The organism is Pseudomonas sp. KH_040 (assembly GCF_057839305.1).
Window position 1 is genome coordinate 1,850,725 of record NZ_CM174487.1, and the last position, 18,072, is coordinate 1,868,796.

The 18,072-nt window shown below is 57.3% G+C and carries 16 protein-coding genes and 1 pseudogene; 12 read left to right on the forward strand and 5 right to left on the reverse strand.

Going from position 1 to position 18,072, the window contains the following annotated elements:
- The first annotated feature begins 135 nt into the window (after positions 1-135).
- The 9 genes from fliL to AC3IUF_RS08330 all read left to right on the forward strand — a co-directional run bounded on the left by fliL (position 136) and on the right by AC3IUF_RS08330 (position 6,385).
- Entirely contained in the window at positions 136-639 is a 504-nt protein-coding gene (gene fliL / locus AC3IUF_RS08290) for a flagellar basal body-associated protein FliL (RefSeq protein ID WP_007920033.1), read from the forward strand.
- 9 nt (positions 640-648) lie between these two features.
- Positions 649-1,617: a flagellar motor switch protein FliM gene (gene fliM / locus AC3IUF_RS08295; protein ID WP_007920032.1), complete on the forward strand. Its 969-nt coding sequence runs from the start codon at positions 649-651 to the stop codon at positions 1,615-1,617.
- A 56-nt stretch (positions 1,618-1,673) separates the two neighbouring features.
- Positions 1,674-2,123: a flagellar motor switch protein FliN gene (gene fliN / locus AC3IUF_RS08300; protein ID WP_007920031.1), complete on the forward strand. Its 450-nt coding sequence runs from the start codon at positions 1,674-1,676 to the stop codon at positions 2,121-2,123.
- Positions 2,124-2,576 carry a flagellar biosynthetic protein FliO gene (gene fliO / locus AC3IUF_RS08305; RefSeq protein ID WP_007920029.1) on the forward strand — a complete coding sequence of 151 codons (453 nt, stop codon included), beginning with the start codon at positions 2,124-2,126 and terminating at the stop codon, positions 2,574-2,576. It abuts the gene before it with no gap.
- Positions 2,576-3,334 carry a flagellar type III secretion system pore protein FliP gene (fliP, locus tag AC3IUF_RS08310; protein WP_007920027.1) on the forward strand — a complete coding sequence of 253 codons (759 nt, stop codon included), beginning with the start codon at positions 2,576-2,578 and terminating at the stop codon, positions 3,332-3,334. The genes fliO and fliP overlap by 1 nt, the downstream gene beginning before the upstream one ends.
- Positions 3,331-3,600 carry a flagellar biosynthesis protein FliQ gene (gene fliQ, locus AC3IUF_RS08315; protein ID WP_007920026.1) on the forward strand — a complete coding sequence of 90 codons (270 nt, stop codon included), beginning with the start codon at positions 3,331-3,333 and terminating at the stop codon, positions 3,598-3,600. The genes fliP and fliQ overlap by 4 nt, the downstream gene beginning before the upstream one ends.
- Before the next feature lie 3 nt (positions 3,601-3,603).
- Positions 3,604-4,389 (forward strand): flagellar biosynthetic protein FliR, encoded by a 786-nt coding sequence (gene fliR, locus AC3IUF_RS08320; RefSeq protein ID WP_007920024.1) that lies wholly within the window; start codon positions 3,604-3,606, stop codon positions 4,387-4,389.
- A gap of 3 nt (positions 4,390-4,392) precedes the next feature.
- Complete coding sequence (gene flhB / locus AC3IUF_RS08325; protein WP_095114144.1) at positions 4,393-5,532, forward strand: flagellar biosynthesis protein FlhB; 1,140 nt, start codon at positions 4,393-4,395, stop codon at positions 5,530-5,532.
- A 178-nt stretch (positions 5,533-5,710) separates the two neighbouring features.
- On the forward strand, positions 5,711-6,385 hold the full coding sequence (locus AC3IUF_RS08330) for a hypothetical protein (protein WP_489280861.1): 675 nt from the start codon (positions 5,711-5,713) through the stop codon (positions 6,383-6,385).
- A gap of 186 nt (positions 6,386-6,571) precedes the next feature.
- On the opposite strand, the gene AC3IUF_RS08335 is transcribed toward AC3IUF_RS08330, so the two are convergent.
- The 4 genes and pseudogenes from AC3IUF_RS08335 to AC3IUF_RS08350 form a co-directional block, all read right to left on the reverse strand.
- Positions 6,572-6,931 (reverse strand): DUF6124 family protein, encoded by a 360-nt coding sequence (locus AC3IUF_RS08335; protein WP_331695150.1) that lies wholly within the window; start codon positions 6,929-6,931, stop codon positions 6,572-6,574.
- Positions 6,932-7,477: 546 nt separating this feature from the next.
- Positions 7,478-11,929 carry a hypothetical protein gene (locus AC3IUF_RS08340; RefSeq protein WP_489280862.1) on the reverse strand — a complete coding sequence of 1,484 codons (4,452 nt, stop codon included), beginning with the start codon at positions 11,927-11,929 and terminating at the stop codon, positions 7,478-7,480.
- A gap of 316 nt (positions 11,930-12,245) precedes the next feature.
- A pseudogene (locus AC3IUF_RS08345) lies at positions 12,246-12,604 on the reverse strand (DUF6124 family protein).
- A 725-nt stretch (positions 12,605-13,329) separates the two neighbouring features.
- Positions 13,330-13,773 carry a hypothetical protein gene (locus AC3IUF_RS08350; protein ID WP_489280863.1) on the reverse strand — a complete coding sequence of 148 codons (444 nt, stop codon included), beginning with the start codon at positions 13,771-13,773 and terminating at the stop codon, positions 13,330-13,332.
- Between the two features lie 315 nt (positions 13,774-14,088).
- On the opposite strand from AC3IUF_RS08350, the gene AC3IUF_RS08355 reads away from it, so the two are divergent.
- A complete protein-coding gene (locus AC3IUF_RS08355) occupies positions 14,089-14,379 on the forward strand; it encodes a hypothetical protein (RefSeq protein WP_095114141.1) in 291 nt (96 codons plus the stop codon).
- Between the two features lie 17 nt (positions 14,380-14,396).
- Positions 14,397-14,837, forward strand: coding sequence for a transposase (locus tag AC3IUF_RS08360; RefSeq protein WP_414916258.1), 441 nt, complete (start codon positions 14,397-14,399; stop codon positions 14,835-14,837).
- Positions 14,838-14,952: 115 nt separating this feature from the next.
- On the opposite strand, the gene AC3IUF_RS08365 is transcribed toward AC3IUF_RS08360, so the two are convergent.
- Positions 14,953-15,312 carry a DUF6124 family protein gene (locus AC3IUF_RS08365; protein WP_489280864.1) on the reverse strand — a complete coding sequence of 120 codons (360 nt, stop codon included), beginning with the start codon at positions 15,310-15,312 and terminating at the stop codon, positions 14,953-14,955.
- A gap of 630 nt (positions 15,313-15,942) precedes the next feature.
- Between AC3IUF_RS08365 and flhA the strand changes: the two genes are divergently transcribed.
- Positions 15,943-18,072 carry a flagellar biosynthesis protein FlhA gene (gene flhA, locus AC3IUF_RS08370; RefSeq protein WP_007920014.1) on the forward strand — a complete coding sequence of 710 codons (2,130 nt, stop codon included), beginning with the start codon at positions 15,943-15,945 and terminating at the stop codon, positions 18,070-18,072.

The following is an 18,072-nucleotide window of genomic DNA, read 5'->3' on the forward strand; positions in this document are numbered from 1 at the left end:
CCCTCCGGGAGAGGGCTGGGGTGAGGGTGCCTTTGACTTTAGCGTTGTCTCCACGACCTCCGACACTTCTGGCATAACACTTGCTCTTGCCTTGCCGTGCGACTGTGAAAACCCGAATAGTGACGGATTATTGGCATGGCGAAGAGCGAAACAGCAGCAGTGAAAGACCCCGCAACCAAAGGCAAACTCAAGCTGATCATTGTGATCGTGCTGGCATTGCTGCTGGCCATTGGTGCATCCGTGGGGGCGACCTGGTTCTTCATGCACAGTGCCCAGAGCAAGCCTGCCGAGGCCGCCGATGCAGCGCCTGTCGGCAAGCAACCGGCGATTTTCGAGCCGATGGCACCGGCCTTCGTTGCCAATTACAACCAGAACGGCCGTCAGCGCTACATGCAGGTGAGCATCACCATGCTGGCGCGTAACCAGGCTGATCTGGAAGCGCTCAAAGTGCACATGCCGGTTATCCGCAACAACCTGGTGATGCTCTTCTCCGGTCAGGATTTCGCCACCTTGGCGACCCCGGTCGGCCAGGAGATGTTGCGCCAGAAGGCCACCGCCAGCGTCCAGGAAGTGGCGCAGAAAGAGCTGGGCAAAGTGGTGATCGAACAGTTGCTTTTCACTAATTTCGTACTGCAGTAGGAACACGACATGGCCGTGCAGGATCTGCTGTCCCAGGATGAAATCGACGCGCTGTTGCATGGCGTCGACGATGGTCTGGTTCAGACCGATAACGCTGCCGAACCCGGCAGTGTCAAAAGCTACGACCTGACCAGCCAGGATCGCATCGTCCGTGGACGCATGCCGACTCTGGAAATGATCAACGAGCGTTTTGCCCGCTACACCCGCATCAGCATGTTCAACATGCTGCGCCGCTCGGCGGACGTTGCCGTCGGTGGCGTGCAGGTGATGAAGTTCGGCGAATACGTGCACTCGCTGTACGTACCGACCAGCCTCAACCTGGTCAAGATCAAACCGTTGCGCGGCACCGCGCTGTTCATCCTTGACGCCAAACTGGTGTTCAAACTGGTGGACAACTTCTTCGGCGGCGACGGCCGTCACGCCAAGATCGAAGGGCGTGAATTCACCCCGACCGAACTGCGCGTGGTGCGCATGGTGCTGGAGCAGGCTTTCGTCGATTTGAAAGAAGCCTGGCAGGCGATCATGGAAGTCAATTTCGAGTACATCAACTCGGAAGTGAACCCGGCCATGGCCAACATCGTCGGCCCGAGCGAAGCGATCGTGGTCTCCACCTTCCACATCGAACTCGATGGCGGTGGCGGCGATCTGCACGTGACCATGCCGTACTCGATGATCGAACCGGTGCGCGAAATGCTCGATGCCGGTTTCCAGTCCGACCTCGACGATCAGGACGAGCGCTGGGTCAACGCCCTACGCCAGGACGTGCTCGACGTCGACGTGCCGATCGGTGCCACCGTCGCGCGGCGCCAGTTGAAGCTGCGTGACATCCTGCACATGCAGCCGGGGGATGTGATCCCGGTCGAGATGCCGGACGAAATGATCATGCGCGCCAACGGCGTGCCGGCCTTCAAGGTCAAGATGGGCTCACACAAAGGCAACCTCGCGTTGCAAGTGATCGAGCCGATCGAGCGCCGCTGAAACGGCGCCACACCCCCTTTTGCATTAACTGAATTGTTGCCCGCCGAGGACACATGATGAACGACGATATGAACGCCCAGGACGACCAGGCACTGGCTGACGAATGGGCTGCGGCCCTGGAAGAAACCGGTGACGGTCAAGCTGACATCGACGCCCTGCTGGCCGCCGACGCAGCCAGCGGCTCGCGTCTGCCGATGGAAGAGTTCGGCAGCGTGCCGAAGAACAACGATCCGGTGACCCTCGACGGCCCGAACCTGGACGTCATCCTCGACATCCCGGTATCGATCTCGATGGAAGTCGGCAGCACCGACATCAACATCCGCAACCTGCTGCAACTCAACCAGGGTTCGGTGATCGAGCTCGATCGTCTGGCCGGTGAGCCGCTGGACGTGCTGGTCAACGGCACGCTGATCGCGCACGGCGAAGTGGTAGTGGTCAACGAGAAGTTCGGCATCCGTCTGACTGACGTGATCAGCCCAAGCGAACGCATCAAGAAGCTGCGCTGAGTGAAACGGTTTCTCTGGGCTTTGCTGGCATTGCCATTGAGCGTGCTGGCCGCCGAACCGTCGACGACCACCACAGTGCCTGCCGCCACCGCGCCGATGGTCAACAGCGGCGTGGCCGGGCAACTGACGCAACTGGTGTTCGGCCTGTTGCTGGTGCTGGGGTTGATCTTCTTCCTCGCTTGGCTGTTGCGCCGGGTGCAGCAGGCAGGGCCGGCCGGCAAGGGGCAAGTGATCGAGCTGATCGGTTCGCGCGCGCTCGGGCCGCGTGACCGTTTGTTGCTGGTGCAGGTCGGCAACGAGCAAATTCTGCTCGGCTTGAGCCCCGGTACCATCACCGCGCTGCACGTGCTCAAGGAGCCGGTGCCGGTGCCGAGCACCAGTGAAAAAGCCACTCCGGATTTTGCCCAGCAGTTGCTGAAGATACTCGGCAAGGATCAGAAGGATACGAAGTAATGGGTGCGTTACGCATCGTCTTGACGCTGGCCTTGTTGCTGGCCGCGCCGCTGGCGTTCGCCGCCGATCCGTTGTCGATCCCGGCGATCACGCTGGGCACCAACGCCGATGGCGCGCAGGAGTATTCGGTCAGTCTGCAGATCCTGCTGATCATGACCGCGCTGAGCTTCATTCCGGCGGCCGTGATTCTGATGACCAGTTTCACCCGGATCATCATCGTCTTCTCGATCCTGCGTCAGGCCCTCGGCCTGCAGCAGACGCCGTCGAACCAGATCCTCACCGGCATGGCGCTGTTCCTCACCCTGTTCATCATGGCCCCGGTGTTCGATCGGGTTAACAACGATGCGCTGCAACCGTATCTGGCGGAAAAACTCACCGCCCAGCAAGCGGTAGAAAAAGCCCAGGTGCCGATCAAGGACTTCATGCTCGCCCAGACCCGCACCAGCGATCTGGAGCTGTTCATGCGCCTGTCCAAGCGCACCGACATCGCCACCCCGGATCAGGCGCCGCTGACCATTCTGGTGCCGGCGTTCGTCACCTCCGAGCTTAAAACCGCGTTCCAGATCGGCTTCATGATCTTCATTCCGTTCCTGATCATCGACCTCGTCGTGGCCAGTGTGCTGATGGCGATGGGTATGATGATGCTCTCGCCGCTGATCATTTCGCTGCCGTTCAAGATCATGCTGTTCGTGCTGGTGGATGGCTGGGCGCTGATCATCGGCACCCTGGCCAGCAGTTTTGGAGGTGTCTCGCCATGACGCCGGAAGTTGCGGTCGATATCTTTCGTGAAGCCCTTTGGCTGACCACATTGATGGTCGCGATTCTGGTTGTGCCCAGCCTGTTGGTCGGCTTGCTGGTGGCGATGTTCCAGGCTGCGACCCAGATCAACGAACAGACGTTGAGCTTCCTGCCGCGTCTGCTGGTGATGCTGGTGACGTTGATCGTCGCCGGTCCGTGGATCGTGCAGACGTTCATGGAATACATCATTCAGTTGTACAAAAACATCCCGATGGTCATCGGCTAAGCCATGCAATCGCTGCTTCAGCTGACCGACACCCAGATCAGTACCTGGGTGGCGTCGTTCATGTTGCCGCTGTTTCGCGTGGCGTCGATGCTGATGGTGATGCCGGTGTTCGGCACCACCCTGGTGTCGCGCCGAATCCGCCTGTATTTCGCGGTGGCGATAACCGTGTGCATTGCGCCGAGCCTGCCGCCGATGCCGGCGGTCAGCCCGCTGGACCTCAGCGGTTTGCTGCTGATAGCCGAGCAGATTCTCGTTGGCGCGGTGCTCGGGTTTTCCCTGCAACTGTTTTTCCAGGCCTTCGCCGTGGCCGGGCAGATTGTCGCGATCCAGATGGGCATGGGGTTTGCCTCGATGGTCGACCCGGCCAACGGTGTCTCGGTGGCAGTGATCGGGCAATTCTTCACCATGCTGGTGACGCTGCTGTTCCTGTCGATGAACGGCCATCTGGTGGTCTTCGAAGTGCTCACCGAAAGCTTCACCACGCTACCGGTCGGCAGCGGTCTGATGACTGCGCATTACTGGGAGCTGGCCGGCAAACTCGGCTGGGTCCTCGGTGCGGCGTTGCTGCTGGTATTGCCGGCGGTCACCGCGTTGCTGGTGGTCAACATCGCATTTGGCGTGATGACTCGCGCCGCACCGCAACTGAACATTTTTTCCATCGGTTTCCCGCTGACCCTGGTCCTCGGTCTGTTTATTGTCTGGGTCGGTCTGGCGGACATTCTCAATCAGTATCAGCCGCTGGCCACTGAAGCCTTGCAGCTGCTACGCGAACTGGCACGGGCGCGCTGAGTCATGGCAGAGAGCGAAAGCGGTCAGGACAAAACAGAAGACCCCACGGACAAACGCAAAAAAGACTCCCGTGAAAAGGGCGAGATTGCCCGTTCCAAAGAGCTCAATACCCTCGCCGTGATGATGGCCGGCGCCGGTGCGCTGCTGGTGTTCGGCGGCATGCTCGCCGAAGACTTGATGGAGCTGATGCGCCTGAACTTCACGCTGTCGCGTGAGGTGATCATGGATCAGGGTTCCATGGGGGCATTTCTGTTGAAGTCGGGTCAGATGGCGTTGTTGGCCATCCAGCCGTTCATGATCACCCTGTTGCTCGCGGCGCTGATCGGGCCGATTTCCCTCGGTGGCTGGCTGTTTGCGGCCGGTTCCATGGCGCCCAAGTTCAGCCGGATGAACCCGGCGGCAGGCTTGAAGCGAATGTTTTCGTTCAAGGCTGTAGTCGAACTGCTCAAGGCGCTGGCCAAGTTTCTGGTCACCTTGGGGGTGGCGTTGGTGGTGCTGATGTCGGATGTCGATGACTTGATGCGCATCGCCCACGAGCCGCTGGAGATGGCGATTATTCACAGCGTCACTCTGGTCGGCTGGAGTACCTTGTGGCTGGCCTGCGGCCTGATCATCATCGCCGCTGTCGATGTGCCGGTGCAGCTCTGGGAAGCGCACAAGAAACTGCTGATGACCAAGCAGGAAGTGCGCGACGAGCACAAGGATCAGGAGGGTCGTCCGGAGGTCAAACAGCGCATCCGCCAGACCCAGCGCGAAATGTCCCAGCGGCGGATGATGGCGGCAATTCCTGACGCCGACGTGGTTATCACCAACCCGACCCACTACGCCGTCGCGCTCAAGTACGACTCGGAAAAGGGCGGGGCGCCGATCCTGCTGGCCAAGGGCAGCGACTTCCTCGCGTTGAAAATCCGCGAAATCGCCGTCGCCAACAACGTCATGCTCCTCGAATCGCCGGGGCTGGCGCGTTCGATCTACTACTCCACCGAACTGGAGCAGGAAATCCCCGGCGGGTTGTATCTGGCGGTGGCTCAGGTCTTGGCCTACGTCTACCAGATTCGCCAGTACCGCGCCGGCAAGGGCAAACGTCCGGATCCGCTCAAGGACGACTTGCCGATTCCGCCGGATCTGCGTCGCGATTCCTGACGGTTACCGTCTGTCTGGAAAGCCTCTGAACCTGTCAAGTCTGACAGTAGACGGCTGCGCCCGCCGGCGCTCTCATTGCCATGGGAATTCTCCCGGCATTTCCCTGCATTGGTCGCTCTGTTCATCTGATACGAGTACCAGGGAGCGGCGCCTGCATCGGGTTTCAGAGGAAGCAATCATGGCAGACCAGCCCCACATAAAGTTGCAAGGTATGGAGCTCGAATTCGTCTCGGGAGTGTTGGAGCAGCGTACAGCCGATCGCGCAATCGGTTACACCGTGACTTTCAAGTTGATGCTGGACTTCACCCATTTCAAACAGATGGCCAACGCCTACAGCGCCAATTATCTGGAAGTGTCGAACAACGCGATTCGGCCGGAACTGGAGGGGTTGGCGTACCACAATCACTACAGTGTGATTGGTGCTTCTGCAGGAAAAATCGTCAACAGTGCGATGCTTTTCGAGCTCTTCACCGATCCGGATTTGTACCTGGATGTCTGGATCAACAGTGAAATGGAGAGGCGATTTGGCAAGCCGCAATTCGTCATAGAGGGGAATGCGCTTTTGTTGACGGCGCGGCAGGATTTTCGTTGGGAAAATCCGGAGCGCGAAATCAAGATCGAAGACCTCCCCATCATTTGGTTTGGTTGGGCACTCACCCTCATAGAGCAGCGGACAAAAGTGTCTTGGGGGCTGCCGGAGCGTACGACGCCGATATCGGTGGTGACGTTTATGTACCCGCAGGACGAGGTCGTCGTTATTGAGGGTACGGAGCTGCTCAAGGGCGCGCGCTATATCAACGGCAAGGAGCTCAGTTTCGGCCCGATTACACCTGAGCAGGTTTTAACGGCGTAGTGATCTGCAACCCGCCGCCCCGATTGAAACGGGGCGGCGGTTTTTTTCTGCCTCAAGGTTTTGTGTTGCGCCTTAGCCAGTATTCGCGCTCCCACTTTGGAAGCCGTTCAACGGTGGGAGCGAGCCTGCTCGCGTAGGCGTCAGAATTGACGCTGGATCAATCAGCAGGTGACCCCAATGCCTGCGTCAACCCGGCAACTCCAGATTATCCATCACCCGGTTCACCGCCAGTTCCCCGAGCATGATCAATTGCGCGATCCCCAACAGCGTCCTGCGCTGCGACGCCGGTATGAGATGGGCAAAGTCATGGGCGATGGTTCTGGCTGAGGCGAGGGTTTCGCTGGCATCGGCCAGCAGCTCCTCGTTTTTGAAGTCGGCGGTAACGGCGTACATCCGGCGGGTTCTGCGCGGTGGTGGGGTGGAGCCGGGTGGGCAGAGGTAGTGATCGAGCGCGCGTTCGGCGGCGTCGTTGAGCTTTTTTGAATCGAGGGATTCGTAGGGGGAGGCGAGATCGATTTCGGGTGGGTTGGGTGTTGGTTTGATCATGGTGAAGCTCCTGAGGTTATGGAGCCACTCTTTCCCTGTCGCTAAACAAGTGAAGGTGGCAGCTGTACGCAGGTTAGCGAACCGGTCACAGGCACCCCGGTAGACCCAAAGGTCTCCCGCATACAGCCGCCATAACGTAATTGCAGGCGAAGAGTCCTACAACGAAGCCACGAACGCTGATGCACTGAGATGGTCCGGGTCGCTAAACCCGATCGCTGATTTGTCAGCGACCGGACCACAATAGAACCCGACCCCAAAGCGCACAAGCCGGCGGATTCTGGCGTAGCTGTAGGCAATGGCGCAAGAATTTGTAGCCTGGAAGGCGTGTCTGAAGGTGTCTTTTAAACGCCTGAGTTTAAAAGGCGATTTGCGCTGACCTCACTCGCCCCTTCGCGAGCAAGCTCGCTCCCACATTTGAAATGCATTTCCCTGTGGGAGCGAGCTTGCTCGCGAAAGGGCCATCCCGGTCAGCAAAAAATCTCGATCAAGCCCGCTGTTTAACTCACTTGTTAAATAAATCCGTCCCCTTCTATTTACAGTTTCTAGTCACGCCTGAGCAGTAAACTTGATATCGTCAATAGTAATGAAGATGCCGCTACCACCAGTTAAATGGCTTAGTTCTACTCGCCTGATATTCGGCTCTATAACGACCTCGCGTTTAGGGTCCGTATGTTGGTTTGCTTGTATCCTCAATGTTTTCAACGGCGTAGACCCATTTCCGTAGAAAGTCGCAGTAAATGCAGCGCCAGGATTGTTGTCGCTCCAGATGGAGTAAGTGAACTCTATACGAGAGCAAGGTACTCTCAGACTCAGCGTGGCCCTCGCAATATTGTTGTTTCTGCTAACTAAATATAGGTATGCATTTCCGCTATTTATAATGCTTACATAGCCATCTTGAGCAGGCTGGGATGTAATTGTCATGTAAGTCGTTTCCAGGGTGCTTATTATTTGCGCAGGATATTTTTCAAAACCCTCCACAAAAGACACCGGAAGCACCGTAAATCCCCTTTTTCCTGTCGAAGCCCCCGGTCCATAAAGTCCTTTGGCATAAATACTGTGCGCCGTTGTTGTACTCAAGACTGTGATGATTCGCTCCCATGCACCTGACGCATTGGCGGTGGCTTGTGCCTTGGATACATTATTGTCAAATATTTCGACTGTCAGGCCGTTGGCGGCGATGCCACTGACCGAGATTGCGGTTTCCGCTGTGTAGCCGTTTTCCGGGATTTCGACACCGCTGGGAGAGCCTTTGACCGATGTCAAAGTCGGAGCGGTGGCGGCTGTGACGGTCAGCGTTCTTGCCACCGACACTGCACCTGAACCGTACAGCGCCTTGGCGGTAAAGCTGTGTTCTGCCACAGCCAGGGCACTGACGAGCAGCGTCCAGACACCGGTTGTGGCATGTGCCGTTGCCTGATCTTTGGAGACTGTGCCGTCAAAGACTTCGACCTTCTGGCCTTTGGCCGCGACGCCGCTCAGGGTTACGGCAGTTTCCACCGTGACTCCGCCTTGAGGGATTTCGACATCGCTGGGAGAGCCTTTGACCGATGTCAAAGTGGGAGCGGTGGCGGCTGTGACGGTCAGTGTTCTGGCTGCTGACACGGCGCCAGAGCCGTACAGCGCCTTAGCGGTAAAGCTGTGTGCTGCCACAGCCAGGGCACTGACGAGCAGCGTCCAGACACCGGTTGTGGCATGTGCCGTTACCTGATCTTTGGAGACGGTCCCGTCAAAGATTTCGACCTTCTGGCCTTTGGCGGCCACGCCGCTTAGCGTCACAGCCGTTTCAACCGTGGGGTTGCCGTCGGGGATTTCGGCGTTGCCTGGTGAGCCTTTCACTGACGTCAGCGTGGGAGCGGTGGGCTCCGTTACGCTCAGGTTACGCACATCCGAATACAACGGATTACTCGGATAACAGGCCTCGGCGTACAACCGTCGCACGCCGAGAGGCACGGTAATCGGACATTCCCAGATGCCTGTAGTCAGGTTGGCAGTCGCAGTTCCCCTTGTGGCTGAACCGGACCCGCTGCCGTCACGGATGTTGATCTGTTGACCCAGGCTAGCTGTGCCTTTGAGTATCAGATCGGTGCTGACCGTGATTGTACCTTCCAGCACTTCTTCATTTCTGTCATCCAGCACATTGTCCAGCGTCGGCACTACCGATGCGACGACGACAATATCCCAGGTATTGGAAAGTATGCCGTCCTTGCGTCGGGCTCTCAGTTTGTAGGTGTTCCCTGCCACCAGTCCGGTCAGTCGAAATGTCCATTCCCCCTTTGGATCAACTTGAATTTCCGTATTCGGCATCAGTGTGCCGTTATTGGCCAGATCGATTTTTGTGTCTGGAGTGGCCGTACCTGACAGGATAATGGTCGTTTCTACGGTCTGGCCGCCGGCGGGAATGTCTTCATTGCTGGACGAGCCTTTGACCGAGTCAATGGTCGGCTCCACATTTTCGACGGTTTTGATCGTGTAAGTGCGTAACGGAAACAGTACTGCCCTATCGTTATTGGCCACTTTATCGAAGTTCAATTTGAACATTATGGTTAACAAGCTCGTGTCTTTGAGATTGTGCAGCCAGGCAACCTCTGCACGATAAAACAGTCCGTCGTCACCTTTGTGCGCAGCTCCCGCCCAGAATACTTTGGCAATGGCGTTTCCATCGTTGTCAATACCATCGTAACGCAGCCAGATATTTTGATGGAGCAATTGCAAAGGCCACTTTTCAATTTGCACCTCCGCGTCATTTGGCAGGTTGCCAGTGTTCAGCACTGTGCCAGTTTCTCCAGCAATAGCCGGCCTTGGCAGGTTGGGATCCTGCGCGCTGAAGTTTTGGACGGTTGCTTGTGACTCATGTGAACCCAGCAATTTTTCATCAAGGAAAACGTGATAAGAAACTTTCACCGTTTTTCCCAGATTGAACGCGACCAGTGAGTTGGCTAGGGGTATCTCCAGGTCTCCCGGTGCGATCACATCAGTCGGGCCAACTGTTTGGCTGCCCTCGCCAGGTGTGCCGATAAAGTCGACGCTTATTTTTTTACCAGCCATATTCGTGAACGCTGGTATCACCGCCGTCAGTGTTTCCTTGGCAGCGATCGGTTGAAGAATGTCATTGAGTGCTTCTTTAATTCTCGGCGGCTTTAGATCCAGCGCCACGCCGACACTGAACTTCAACGTATCCGAATAACTCGTCCCGCCCGCCGCGCGTTTGATCTCGTATTTGACCTCGACCGTTCCGCCTTCATTGTCCTTGATCATCGCGGCCGGGATGGTGAACGGCACTTCCTTGCCGGCGGTGAATTCGTTCAGCTTGATCGAGTCGGGGTATTGACCGGTGATCGAGCCGAGCCAGGACATGAAAATTTCATCGCCGTTGACCGTTTCCTTATAGATCACCGTCGCGGTGGTGCCGGCGGTGTCTGCTGGCAGGACGTCGTCTACCACGCCGGCCACCTTGGGTTGCGGCAGTTCCTGGCGTGGTTCGCCGACGCGCAGGATGTCGCTGTGGACCGACTCGCGAATGGCGCGGGAGGCCTCGAACGCGTCCAGCGTGGTGAGCACTGCGCTCGGAATCAGTAGTTGGTAGTAGAACTCCGCGGTGCCTCCGTCGACCGGGGCCAGGTGTTTGCCGTCGATGTTGTACAACAGTGGTTTGGCCGCGACGATGTCGTTGTGGGTGATGGGGCGCGTTGGCAGCTCAGGCAGGTACGGTTTGCGGCCGGGCGTGGTACCGAGCATGGCTGGCTGAAGGACCTGGCCTTCGACAAAGGATTTGTCGAAGGGGATCTCCAGACGGATTTGGGGCAGTGTAGGGTCCAGCGCTCCGGAGTTCGCGTCCAGCACTTCCGGCGCGGCCAGCCGCTGCACTTCGCCGATGGCGCGGATGAATTGGCTTTTGGATTTCAGATCGGCGGAGCCGTCGGCTTTTTCCAGGCGGTAAGACAAGGTGATCTGCGATTTGGCCAACTGGCGCAGCACGGCGTTGGGGGCCTTGATTTCCATAATGCTCGGCACACTGTTCAACTCCACGCCTGCTGACGGTTCCCAATCAATCGGCGGTCCTTCGACGGGGGTGCCCTTGATCCTGATGAATACCTCGTCTCCGACTTTGAACGTGCTCGTATCCGTGGCAATAACTTGCACGGTGCCATCGGCGTCGCCCAGCTCGTCGACATCCAGCACGTTGTTCACCGTTCCCTTGAGCAACGGCGCCACCAGCCGGCTCTCATCTACGGCCACCTTTATACGCTGCTCGGGGCTCCAGTCCTCGGAGCGGTTGAAGACGCAGTCGTACACCTCGAACACCACGGCCACGCCGGGCGCATCGCCGGCCTCTTTTATGATCTCTTTGGTGATGGTGATGATGATCGGCGTCTTGCCTTCGGCCTGTTCCTGGGTCAGCGGCTCACTGAACACGTAGATCCCACCCCAACTCAAGCGACAAATATCGCCGGCCGCAGCGTAGGGGTAGGGCGGTGTGCCATTGGCCTCGCCAATGCTGATCTTCACGCCAGCTTCCAGGTTCTCCTTGTTGATGCCATCGTCAAGAATGTCTTGGGGAATGATCATGATCAGCTTGGAATGCCCGCCGTCACCGTTGTCATCATGGCCGCCCGGGCGCGTCAGCTTGACCAGCACCTGCATGACTTCGGACGGTTCATCTTTGCTCGCGCCCAGCGGCTTGACGGAATAGGACACCGAAAACTTGCCATCGACCATGTGCTGGGGAGGCACGAACATGCGCAGTTGCGTCTTGACTTCGTCCTTGTTGACGATTTCCAACCAGACGTTCTGCCCGGTGCCCCAAAAGATCGTCAGCCTGTCGCCTTCCGCCATGTTGCCCCATGGCCCCGCCTGGCACAGCAGGCCATGAAGCGGAAAGTTGCCCAGCGCCGCAGCGATGTTGATGCCCCAGACATCGGGATCCGTCGACACCGGGTCTTTGCTGCGACCGGGGATGCCGAGTTCCTCAAGGATCATCGGTTCGATGGGGGGGGACATGGCGAGGACTCCGTGGCGGGAAATGACGGAGTGATTGAACGGCGAAACGGCAGATTGCACACCTGTCAGATCTGACAGGTGTGCAAGGGTATTCGACGAGCGGTTGTTTGTATCTCTTGCTCGATCGATGGGGAGTCTTTGAAGACGCCTTCGTCGGATCGCAGCCCGGAACAGGCTCGCTCCCACAGGTTGGGCGGTGTAAATACAGCCTTGTGATCGACACCGATCTCTGTGGGAGCGGGTTTGCTCTGGGCGGCGATCCGACGAAGGCATCGGCAGCCACAGCGCCTCATTCAAGGCTTGTCACGGAGGCGTGCTACTGCGGCAACTGCAGATTATCCATCACTCGATTCACCGCCAGTTCACCGAGCATGATCAGTTGCGCGATACCCAGCAGCGTCCTGCGCTGTGACGCGGGTATGAGGTGGGCGAAGTCATGAGCGATGGTTCTGGCTGAGGCGAGTGTTTCGCTGGCATCGGCCAGCAGTTCCTCGTTTTTGAAGTCCGCAGTGACGGCGTACATCCGGCGGGTTTTGCGTGGCGGTGGGGTAGAGTCGGGTGGGCAGAGGTAGTGATCGAGCGCGCGTTCGGCGGCGTCGTTGAGTTTTTTGAATCGAGGGATTCGTAGGGGGAGGTGGGGTCGGTTTCGGGTGGGTTGGGTGTTGGTTTGATCATGGTGAGACTCCGTGGTTGATTTAGCCGCCACGGCTCATCGCTAAACAAGTAAAGGTGGCGGCTGTACGCAGGTTAGCGATCCGGGTCACAGAAACCCCGGGTAGACCCGAAGGTCTCCCACGCACAGCCACCATGACGCCAAGTGCAGATAGAAAAAGCTGCAATTGAGACTGGGGATTGAGCGTCTGTAGGGTATCGGATCGCTAAACCCGATCGCTGATTCGCCAGCGACCGCACCACAATAGAACCCGCCCCCAAGGCGTACAAGCCGGCGGATTCTGGCTTGGCTGTAGGCAATGGCGCAAGGATTTGTAGCCTGAAAGGCGTATCTGAAGGTGTCTTTTAAACGCCAGAGTTTAAAAGGCGATTTGCACTGACTTAACTGGCCCCTTCGCGAGCAAGCTCGCTCCCACATTTGCAATGCGTTTCCCTGTGGGAGCGAGCTTGCTCGCGAAAGGGCCATCCCGGTAGGCAAAAAAATCTCGGCCAAGTCTCGCTGTTTAAATCACTGCTTAAATAGATTTGTCCCCTTTTCTCGGATCCGCTCAAGGACGATTTGCCGATTCCGCCGGAACTGCGCCGCGATTCCTGACATTGCGGTGATACAACAAAAAACCGCCATCCCGATTGAACGGGCCGGCGGTTCTTTATGCCTGACCCAATGAGAGTCCGCCTCCTGGTGCGGTCATTGTGGCGAGGGAGCTTGCTCCCGTCAGGCTGCGTAGTCAGGAAGTGGCCACGATATTGTCAAAGAGCACAATCGTCCCGTTGGGTTCAATGATGGTGATGCTGTGTATGTCTTGATGTTCGAATTTCAGTTCCAACAACATGCTACCGCCCTCCTTTGCTCGCTGATCGCTCTGGCCGAGTTTTTGATTGTCTTTATTATAGAAATAGGCTTCAAACCCTTCCCCGGCATTAATGAACCAAAGGCTGATAGCCGAGGCCGGCGCTTTAAGGGTTATTTTAAGCTCTCCGCTCATGACACCTAGTACCTTGCCGCCGAAGTGCTCTTCTTCTTTAAAGTTTCTGATGACCATTACCGAATTTTCATTGGGTCGAGGGCCGAGGAAAAAGTCCATATCGGGTCGCTCGAATCCACTGTTCTGCACGAATACACAATTTTCCATATTGTTGAAATCTTCGATAATCCGATTGACCGTGCTCATGACGATTGCTCTGCTGAGTTGATGAGTGGCTACTCAAGCAGACATATGAAAACGCATCTACTGTCAGAAGTTACAGGTTTTATCACCGTTCGTCTGAAATGCTTTTGGCCATACATCAATGGTTAAATAAATCTGTCCGCTTTTCGGTCCGATATCACCGGACTTATGCGTGATTCTCAGGTTTACCTTTCGTCTGAAAAGACGTCTTACCTGTCAGGTTTTACAGGTGTGGGACGCGTGCTGCTGCGGTTTGATTGCCGGGTGGCGCCGCACATCGGGTGCGCTTGCTTATGCGATAGCAAAGGAGAAAAGGAAATGGAATTGAAAGATAAAGATGACGTGGGTTCATTCGTAAGCTACAACGAAAAAACTGGTAGGGGCACTATCTTTCCGGGAACGCACGATGAATACGTCAGAATAAAAGACATACTTGCCGGGAAAATTCGCTCACCTTACCCGGAACCTCCGCTTGACCCTGACGGAAGATGTTTTTTCTTTCTGATCCCTGAAAGCCAAAAGCACCAATTCAACTTCAAAGTCGGTAGGTCGGTCGTATGTGATCTGGTGAAAAAAGGTTCGATGGAAGTGACAAACCTCCGCTTTTAATTTGAAGCGCAGCGGGGTTGGCGAATCTCTATCGGGATCAGGCGGTACGCCGAGTACAGATTCGCCGAGATGATCACGAAACACCGCTGGTGCTGGTCACTAACGACTTTTCTCGCTCTGCTGAAGAAATTGCCGGGCTGTACAAACAGCGCTGGCAGATTAAGTTGTTTTTCAAGTGGATCAAGCAAAACCTAAAGCTCAAACGCTATTTTTGCCTCTCCGAAAATGCCGTTCGTCTGCAGATTTACAGCGCTCTGATCACATACCTTTTGCTGCATCTCTATCAGCGCCGATCAGGTGGCTCCGGGTCTATTTCCAGCTTCGTCATTCGGCTAGCCCATACGTTGTTCGAACGCCATCAAGTATCGAACATCTTGAACACCGAAGGCAGAAGCGAACAGAGCAGAAGGCAGCTCAAGGCTGCCTTCTGCTATGAAACAGTTTTTACCGGACACTAGTGACGCTCTGCGTGGGAATGCAGCCCGGGACGCTCCGCGTCCCTTCCGAAGCCGAGCGCGGAGCGTCCGTTGAGGCATTCCCACACAGGAGTGTGGGAACGATCATCGCGGGGCGTTACTGCGGCAACTGCAGATTATCCATCACCCGATTCACCGCCAGCTCGCCGAGCATGATCAATTGCGCGATCCCCAACAGCGTCCTGCGTTGCGACGCGGGAAGGAGATGGGCGAAGTCATGGGCGATGGTTCTGGCGGAGGCGAGTGTTTCGCTGGCATCGGCCAGCAGTTCCTCGTTCTTGAAATCTGCGGTGACGGCGTACATCCGACGGGTTTTACGTGGCGGCGGGGTCGAGCCGGGTGGGCAGAGGTAGTGATCGAGGGCGCGGTCGGCGGCGTCGTGGAGCTTTTTGGAATCGAGGGATTCGTAGGGGGAGGTGGGGTCGGTTTCGGGTGGGTTGGGTGTTGGTTTGATCATGGTGAAGCTCCTAGAGTCATTGGAGCTGCCAACGTTCGCTGCGAGACGAATGAGGGTGGCAGCTATACGCGGGTCGCAGACCGGGACTCTAGAACCGGCAGACCCGAAGGTCTCCCACGTACAGCCGCCATAAAAAAGCGGGTGTTGTGCGTCCAGAGATCGACGGGCTGCGAGACCCGATCGCTGATTCGTCAGCGACCGACCCACAATAGAACCCGACCCCAAGACGCACAAGCCGGCGGATTCTGGCTTGGCTGTAGGCAATGGCGCAAGGATTTGTAGCCTGGAAGGCGTGTCTGGAGGTGTCTTTTAAACGCCTGAGTTTAAAAGGCGATTTGGCGGACTTCACTGGCCTCTTCGCGAGCAGGCTCACTCCCAGAAGAGACTGCATTCCAAATGTAAGAGTGAAATGCACACCAAATGTAGGAGTGAGCCTGCTCGCGATAGCGGAGTGTCAGTTGACGAATTTTTTGAATGACACGCCGCTATCGCGAGCAGGCTCACTCCTACAGGGGGCATGTTTTCTCTCCCGATTTCATTCCCCGGCAAAAGTTGGAAAGCTTCTTGCAGTACCCGCCGTGAGCCCGCTCTGGGCGTCAAAAGTTTGCTTTAAAGGAACGGGGAAAACCGGTGGATCGCTCTCAGTTATTCAACACTGCTCGCACAAACGTTGCCGACCTCAGTCGGGGCAATCTGGGCGTGCCGTTGTTGCTGCTGGTGATGCTGGCGATGATGATGTTGCCGGTGCCGCCGTTCCTGCTCGACGTGTTTTTCACCTTCAACATCGCGCTGTCGATCGTCGTTCTGCTGGTCTGCGTGTACGCGCTGCGGCCGCTGGATTTTGCGGTGTTCCCGACGATTCTGCTGGTCGCGACGTTGCTGCGGCTGGCGTTGAACGTAGCTTCGACGCGGGTGGTGATGCTGCACGGTCAGGACGGCCACGCCGCTGCCGGTAAGGTGATTCAGGCCTTCGGTGAGGTGGTGATCGGCGGTAACTACGTGGTTGGTATCGTGGTCTTCGCGATCTTGATGATCATCAACTTCGTCGTGGTGACCAAAGGTGCCGGGCGGATTTCCGAGGTGAGCGCGCGCTTCACCCTCGATGCAATGCCCGGCAAACAAATGGCGATCGACGCCGACCTCAACGCCGGTCTGATTGACCAGAACCAGGCCAAGATGCGCCGTCAGGAAGTCGCCCAAGAGGCCGAGTTCTACGGTTCGATGGATGGTGCCAGCAAGTTCGTCCGGGGTGACGCCATCGCTGGTCTGTTGATTCTGTTCATCAACCTTATTGGCGGCATGGCCGTCGGTATCTTCCAGCACAACATGAGCTTTGGCGATGCCGGTCGGGTTTACGCCTTGCTGACCATCGGTGACGGTTTAGTGGCGCAATTGCCATCACTGTTGTTATCGACAGCGGCAGCGATCATGGTGACCCGTGCTTCCGGTTCGGAAGACATGGGCAAACAGATCAATCGCCAGATGTTCGCCTCGCCGAAAGCGTTGGCGGTGGCGGCCGGTTTGATGGCCGTGATGGGCCTGGTGCCGGGCATGCCGCACTTCTCCTTCCTGAGCATGGCTGCGCTAGCCGCTGGCGGCGCGTACCTGTTCTGGAAGAAGCAGAACGTGGCCAAGGTCGTGGCGCTGGAAGAGGTCAAGCGCCAGCAGGAACTGCTGCCGTCGCCGGCCCGTGCCATGGAAACCAAGGAGCTGGGCTGGGATGACGTCACGCCGATCGACATGATCGGTCTGGAAGTCGGTTATCGCCTGATCCCGCTGGTGGATCGCAATCAGGGTGGGCAATTGCTGGCGCGGATCAAGGGCGTGCGCAAGAAGCTTTCGCAGGATCTGGGCTTCCTGATGCCGACCGTGCACATCCGCGACAACCTCGATCTGGCGCCGAGCGCCTATCGCCTGACTCTGATGGGCGTGATCCTCGCCGAAGCCGAGATCTACCCGGATCGCGAGCTAGCGATCAACCCGGGCCAGGTCTACGGCACGCTCAACGGTATCAATGCCAAAGATCCGGCTTTCGGTCTGGAAGCGGTGTGGATCGAAATCAGCCAGCGTGCCCAGGCACAATCGCTCGGTTACACCGTGGTCGATGCCAGCACCGTGGTCGCCACGCACTTGAACCAGATTCTGTACAAGCACTCCAGTGAGCTGATCGGCCACGAGGAAGTGCAGCAACTCATGCAATTGCTGGCCAAAAGCTCGCCGAAACTGGCGGAAGAGCTGGTGCCGGGCGTGGTTTCGCTGTCGCAACTGCTGAAAGTGCTGCAAGCGCTGTTGGCCGAACACGTGCCGGTGCGCGATATCCGCAGTATTGCCGAAGCCATCGCCAACAACGCTGCGAAGAGTCAAGATACCGCCGCGTTGGTGGCTGCGGTGCGCGTCGGCGTATCGCGCGCCATCGTCCAAAGCATTGTAGGCACTGAGTCGGAGCTGCCTGTGATCACCTTGGAACCAAGGTTGGAACAAATATTGCTCAATAGTCTGCAGAAGGCAGGACAAGGCTCGGAAGAGGGCGTTCTGCTGGAGCCAAGCATGGCCGAGAAGCTGCAGCGTTCGCTCATCGAAGCGGCGCAGCGTCAGGAAATGCAAGGTCAGCCGGTGATCCTTTTGGTCGCTGGCCCGATCCGCGCGATGCTCTCGCGCTTTGGCCGCCTCGCAGTCCCTGGATTGCATGTGCTGGCCTACCAGGAAATACCGGACAACAAGCAAGTGACCATCGTTGCGACAGTAGGGCCCAACGGCTGA

Excerpts from the sequence above, each read along its gene's own strand:
- fliR (WP_007920024.1), top strand. The coding sequence starts at position 3,604 with ATGCAATCGCTGCTTCAGCTGACCGACACCCAGATCAGTACCTGGGTG.
- flhB (WP_095114144.1), top strand. The coding sequence starts at position 4,393 with ATGGCAGAGAGCGAAAGCGGTCAGGACAAAACAGAAGACCCCACGGAC.
- fliL (WP_007920033.1), top strand. The coding sequence starts at position 136 with ATGGCGAAGAGCGAAACAGCAGCAGTGAAAGACCCCGCAACCAAAGGC.
- AC3IUF_RS08355 (WP_095114141.1), top strand. The coding sequence starts at position 14,089 with ATGGAATTGAAAGATAAAGATGACGTGGGTTCATTCGTAAGCTACAAC.
- fliN (WP_007920031.1), top strand. The coding sequence starts at position 1,674 with ATGAACGACGATATGAACGCCCAGGACGACCAGGCACTGGCTGACGAA.
- AC3IUF_RS08340 (WP_489280862.1), bottom strand. The coding sequence starts at position 11,929 with ATGTCCCCCCCCATCGAACCGATGATCCTTGAGGAACTCGGCATCCCC.
- AC3IUF_RS08330 (WP_489280861.1), top strand. The coding sequence starts at position 5,711 with ATGGCAGACCAGCCCCACATAAAGTTGCAAGGTATGGAGCTCGAATTC.
- AC3IUF_RS08350 (WP_489280863.1), bottom strand. The coding sequence starts at position 13,773 with ATGAGCACGGTCAATCGGATTATCGAAGATTTCAACAATATGGAAAAT.
- AC3IUF_RS08365 (WP_489280864.1), bottom strand. The coding sequence starts at position 15,312 with ATGATCAAACCAACACCCAACCCACCCGAAACCGACCCCACCTCCCCC.
- fliQ (WP_007920026.1), top strand. The coding sequence starts at position 3,331 with ATGACGCCGGAAGTTGCGGTCGATATCTTTCGTGAAGCCCTTTGGCTG.
- AC3IUF_RS08335 (WP_331695150.1), bottom strand. The coding sequence starts at position 6,931 with ATGATCAAACCAACACCCAACCCACCCGAAATCGATCTCGCCTCCCCC.
- fliP (WP_007920027.1), top strand. The coding sequence starts at position 2,576 with ATGGGTGCGTTACGCATCGTCTTGACGCTGGCCTTGTTGCTGGCCGCG.
- fliM (WP_007920032.1), top strand. The coding sequence starts at position 649 with ATGGCCGTGCAGGATCTGCTGTCCCAGGATGAAATCGACGCGCTGTTG.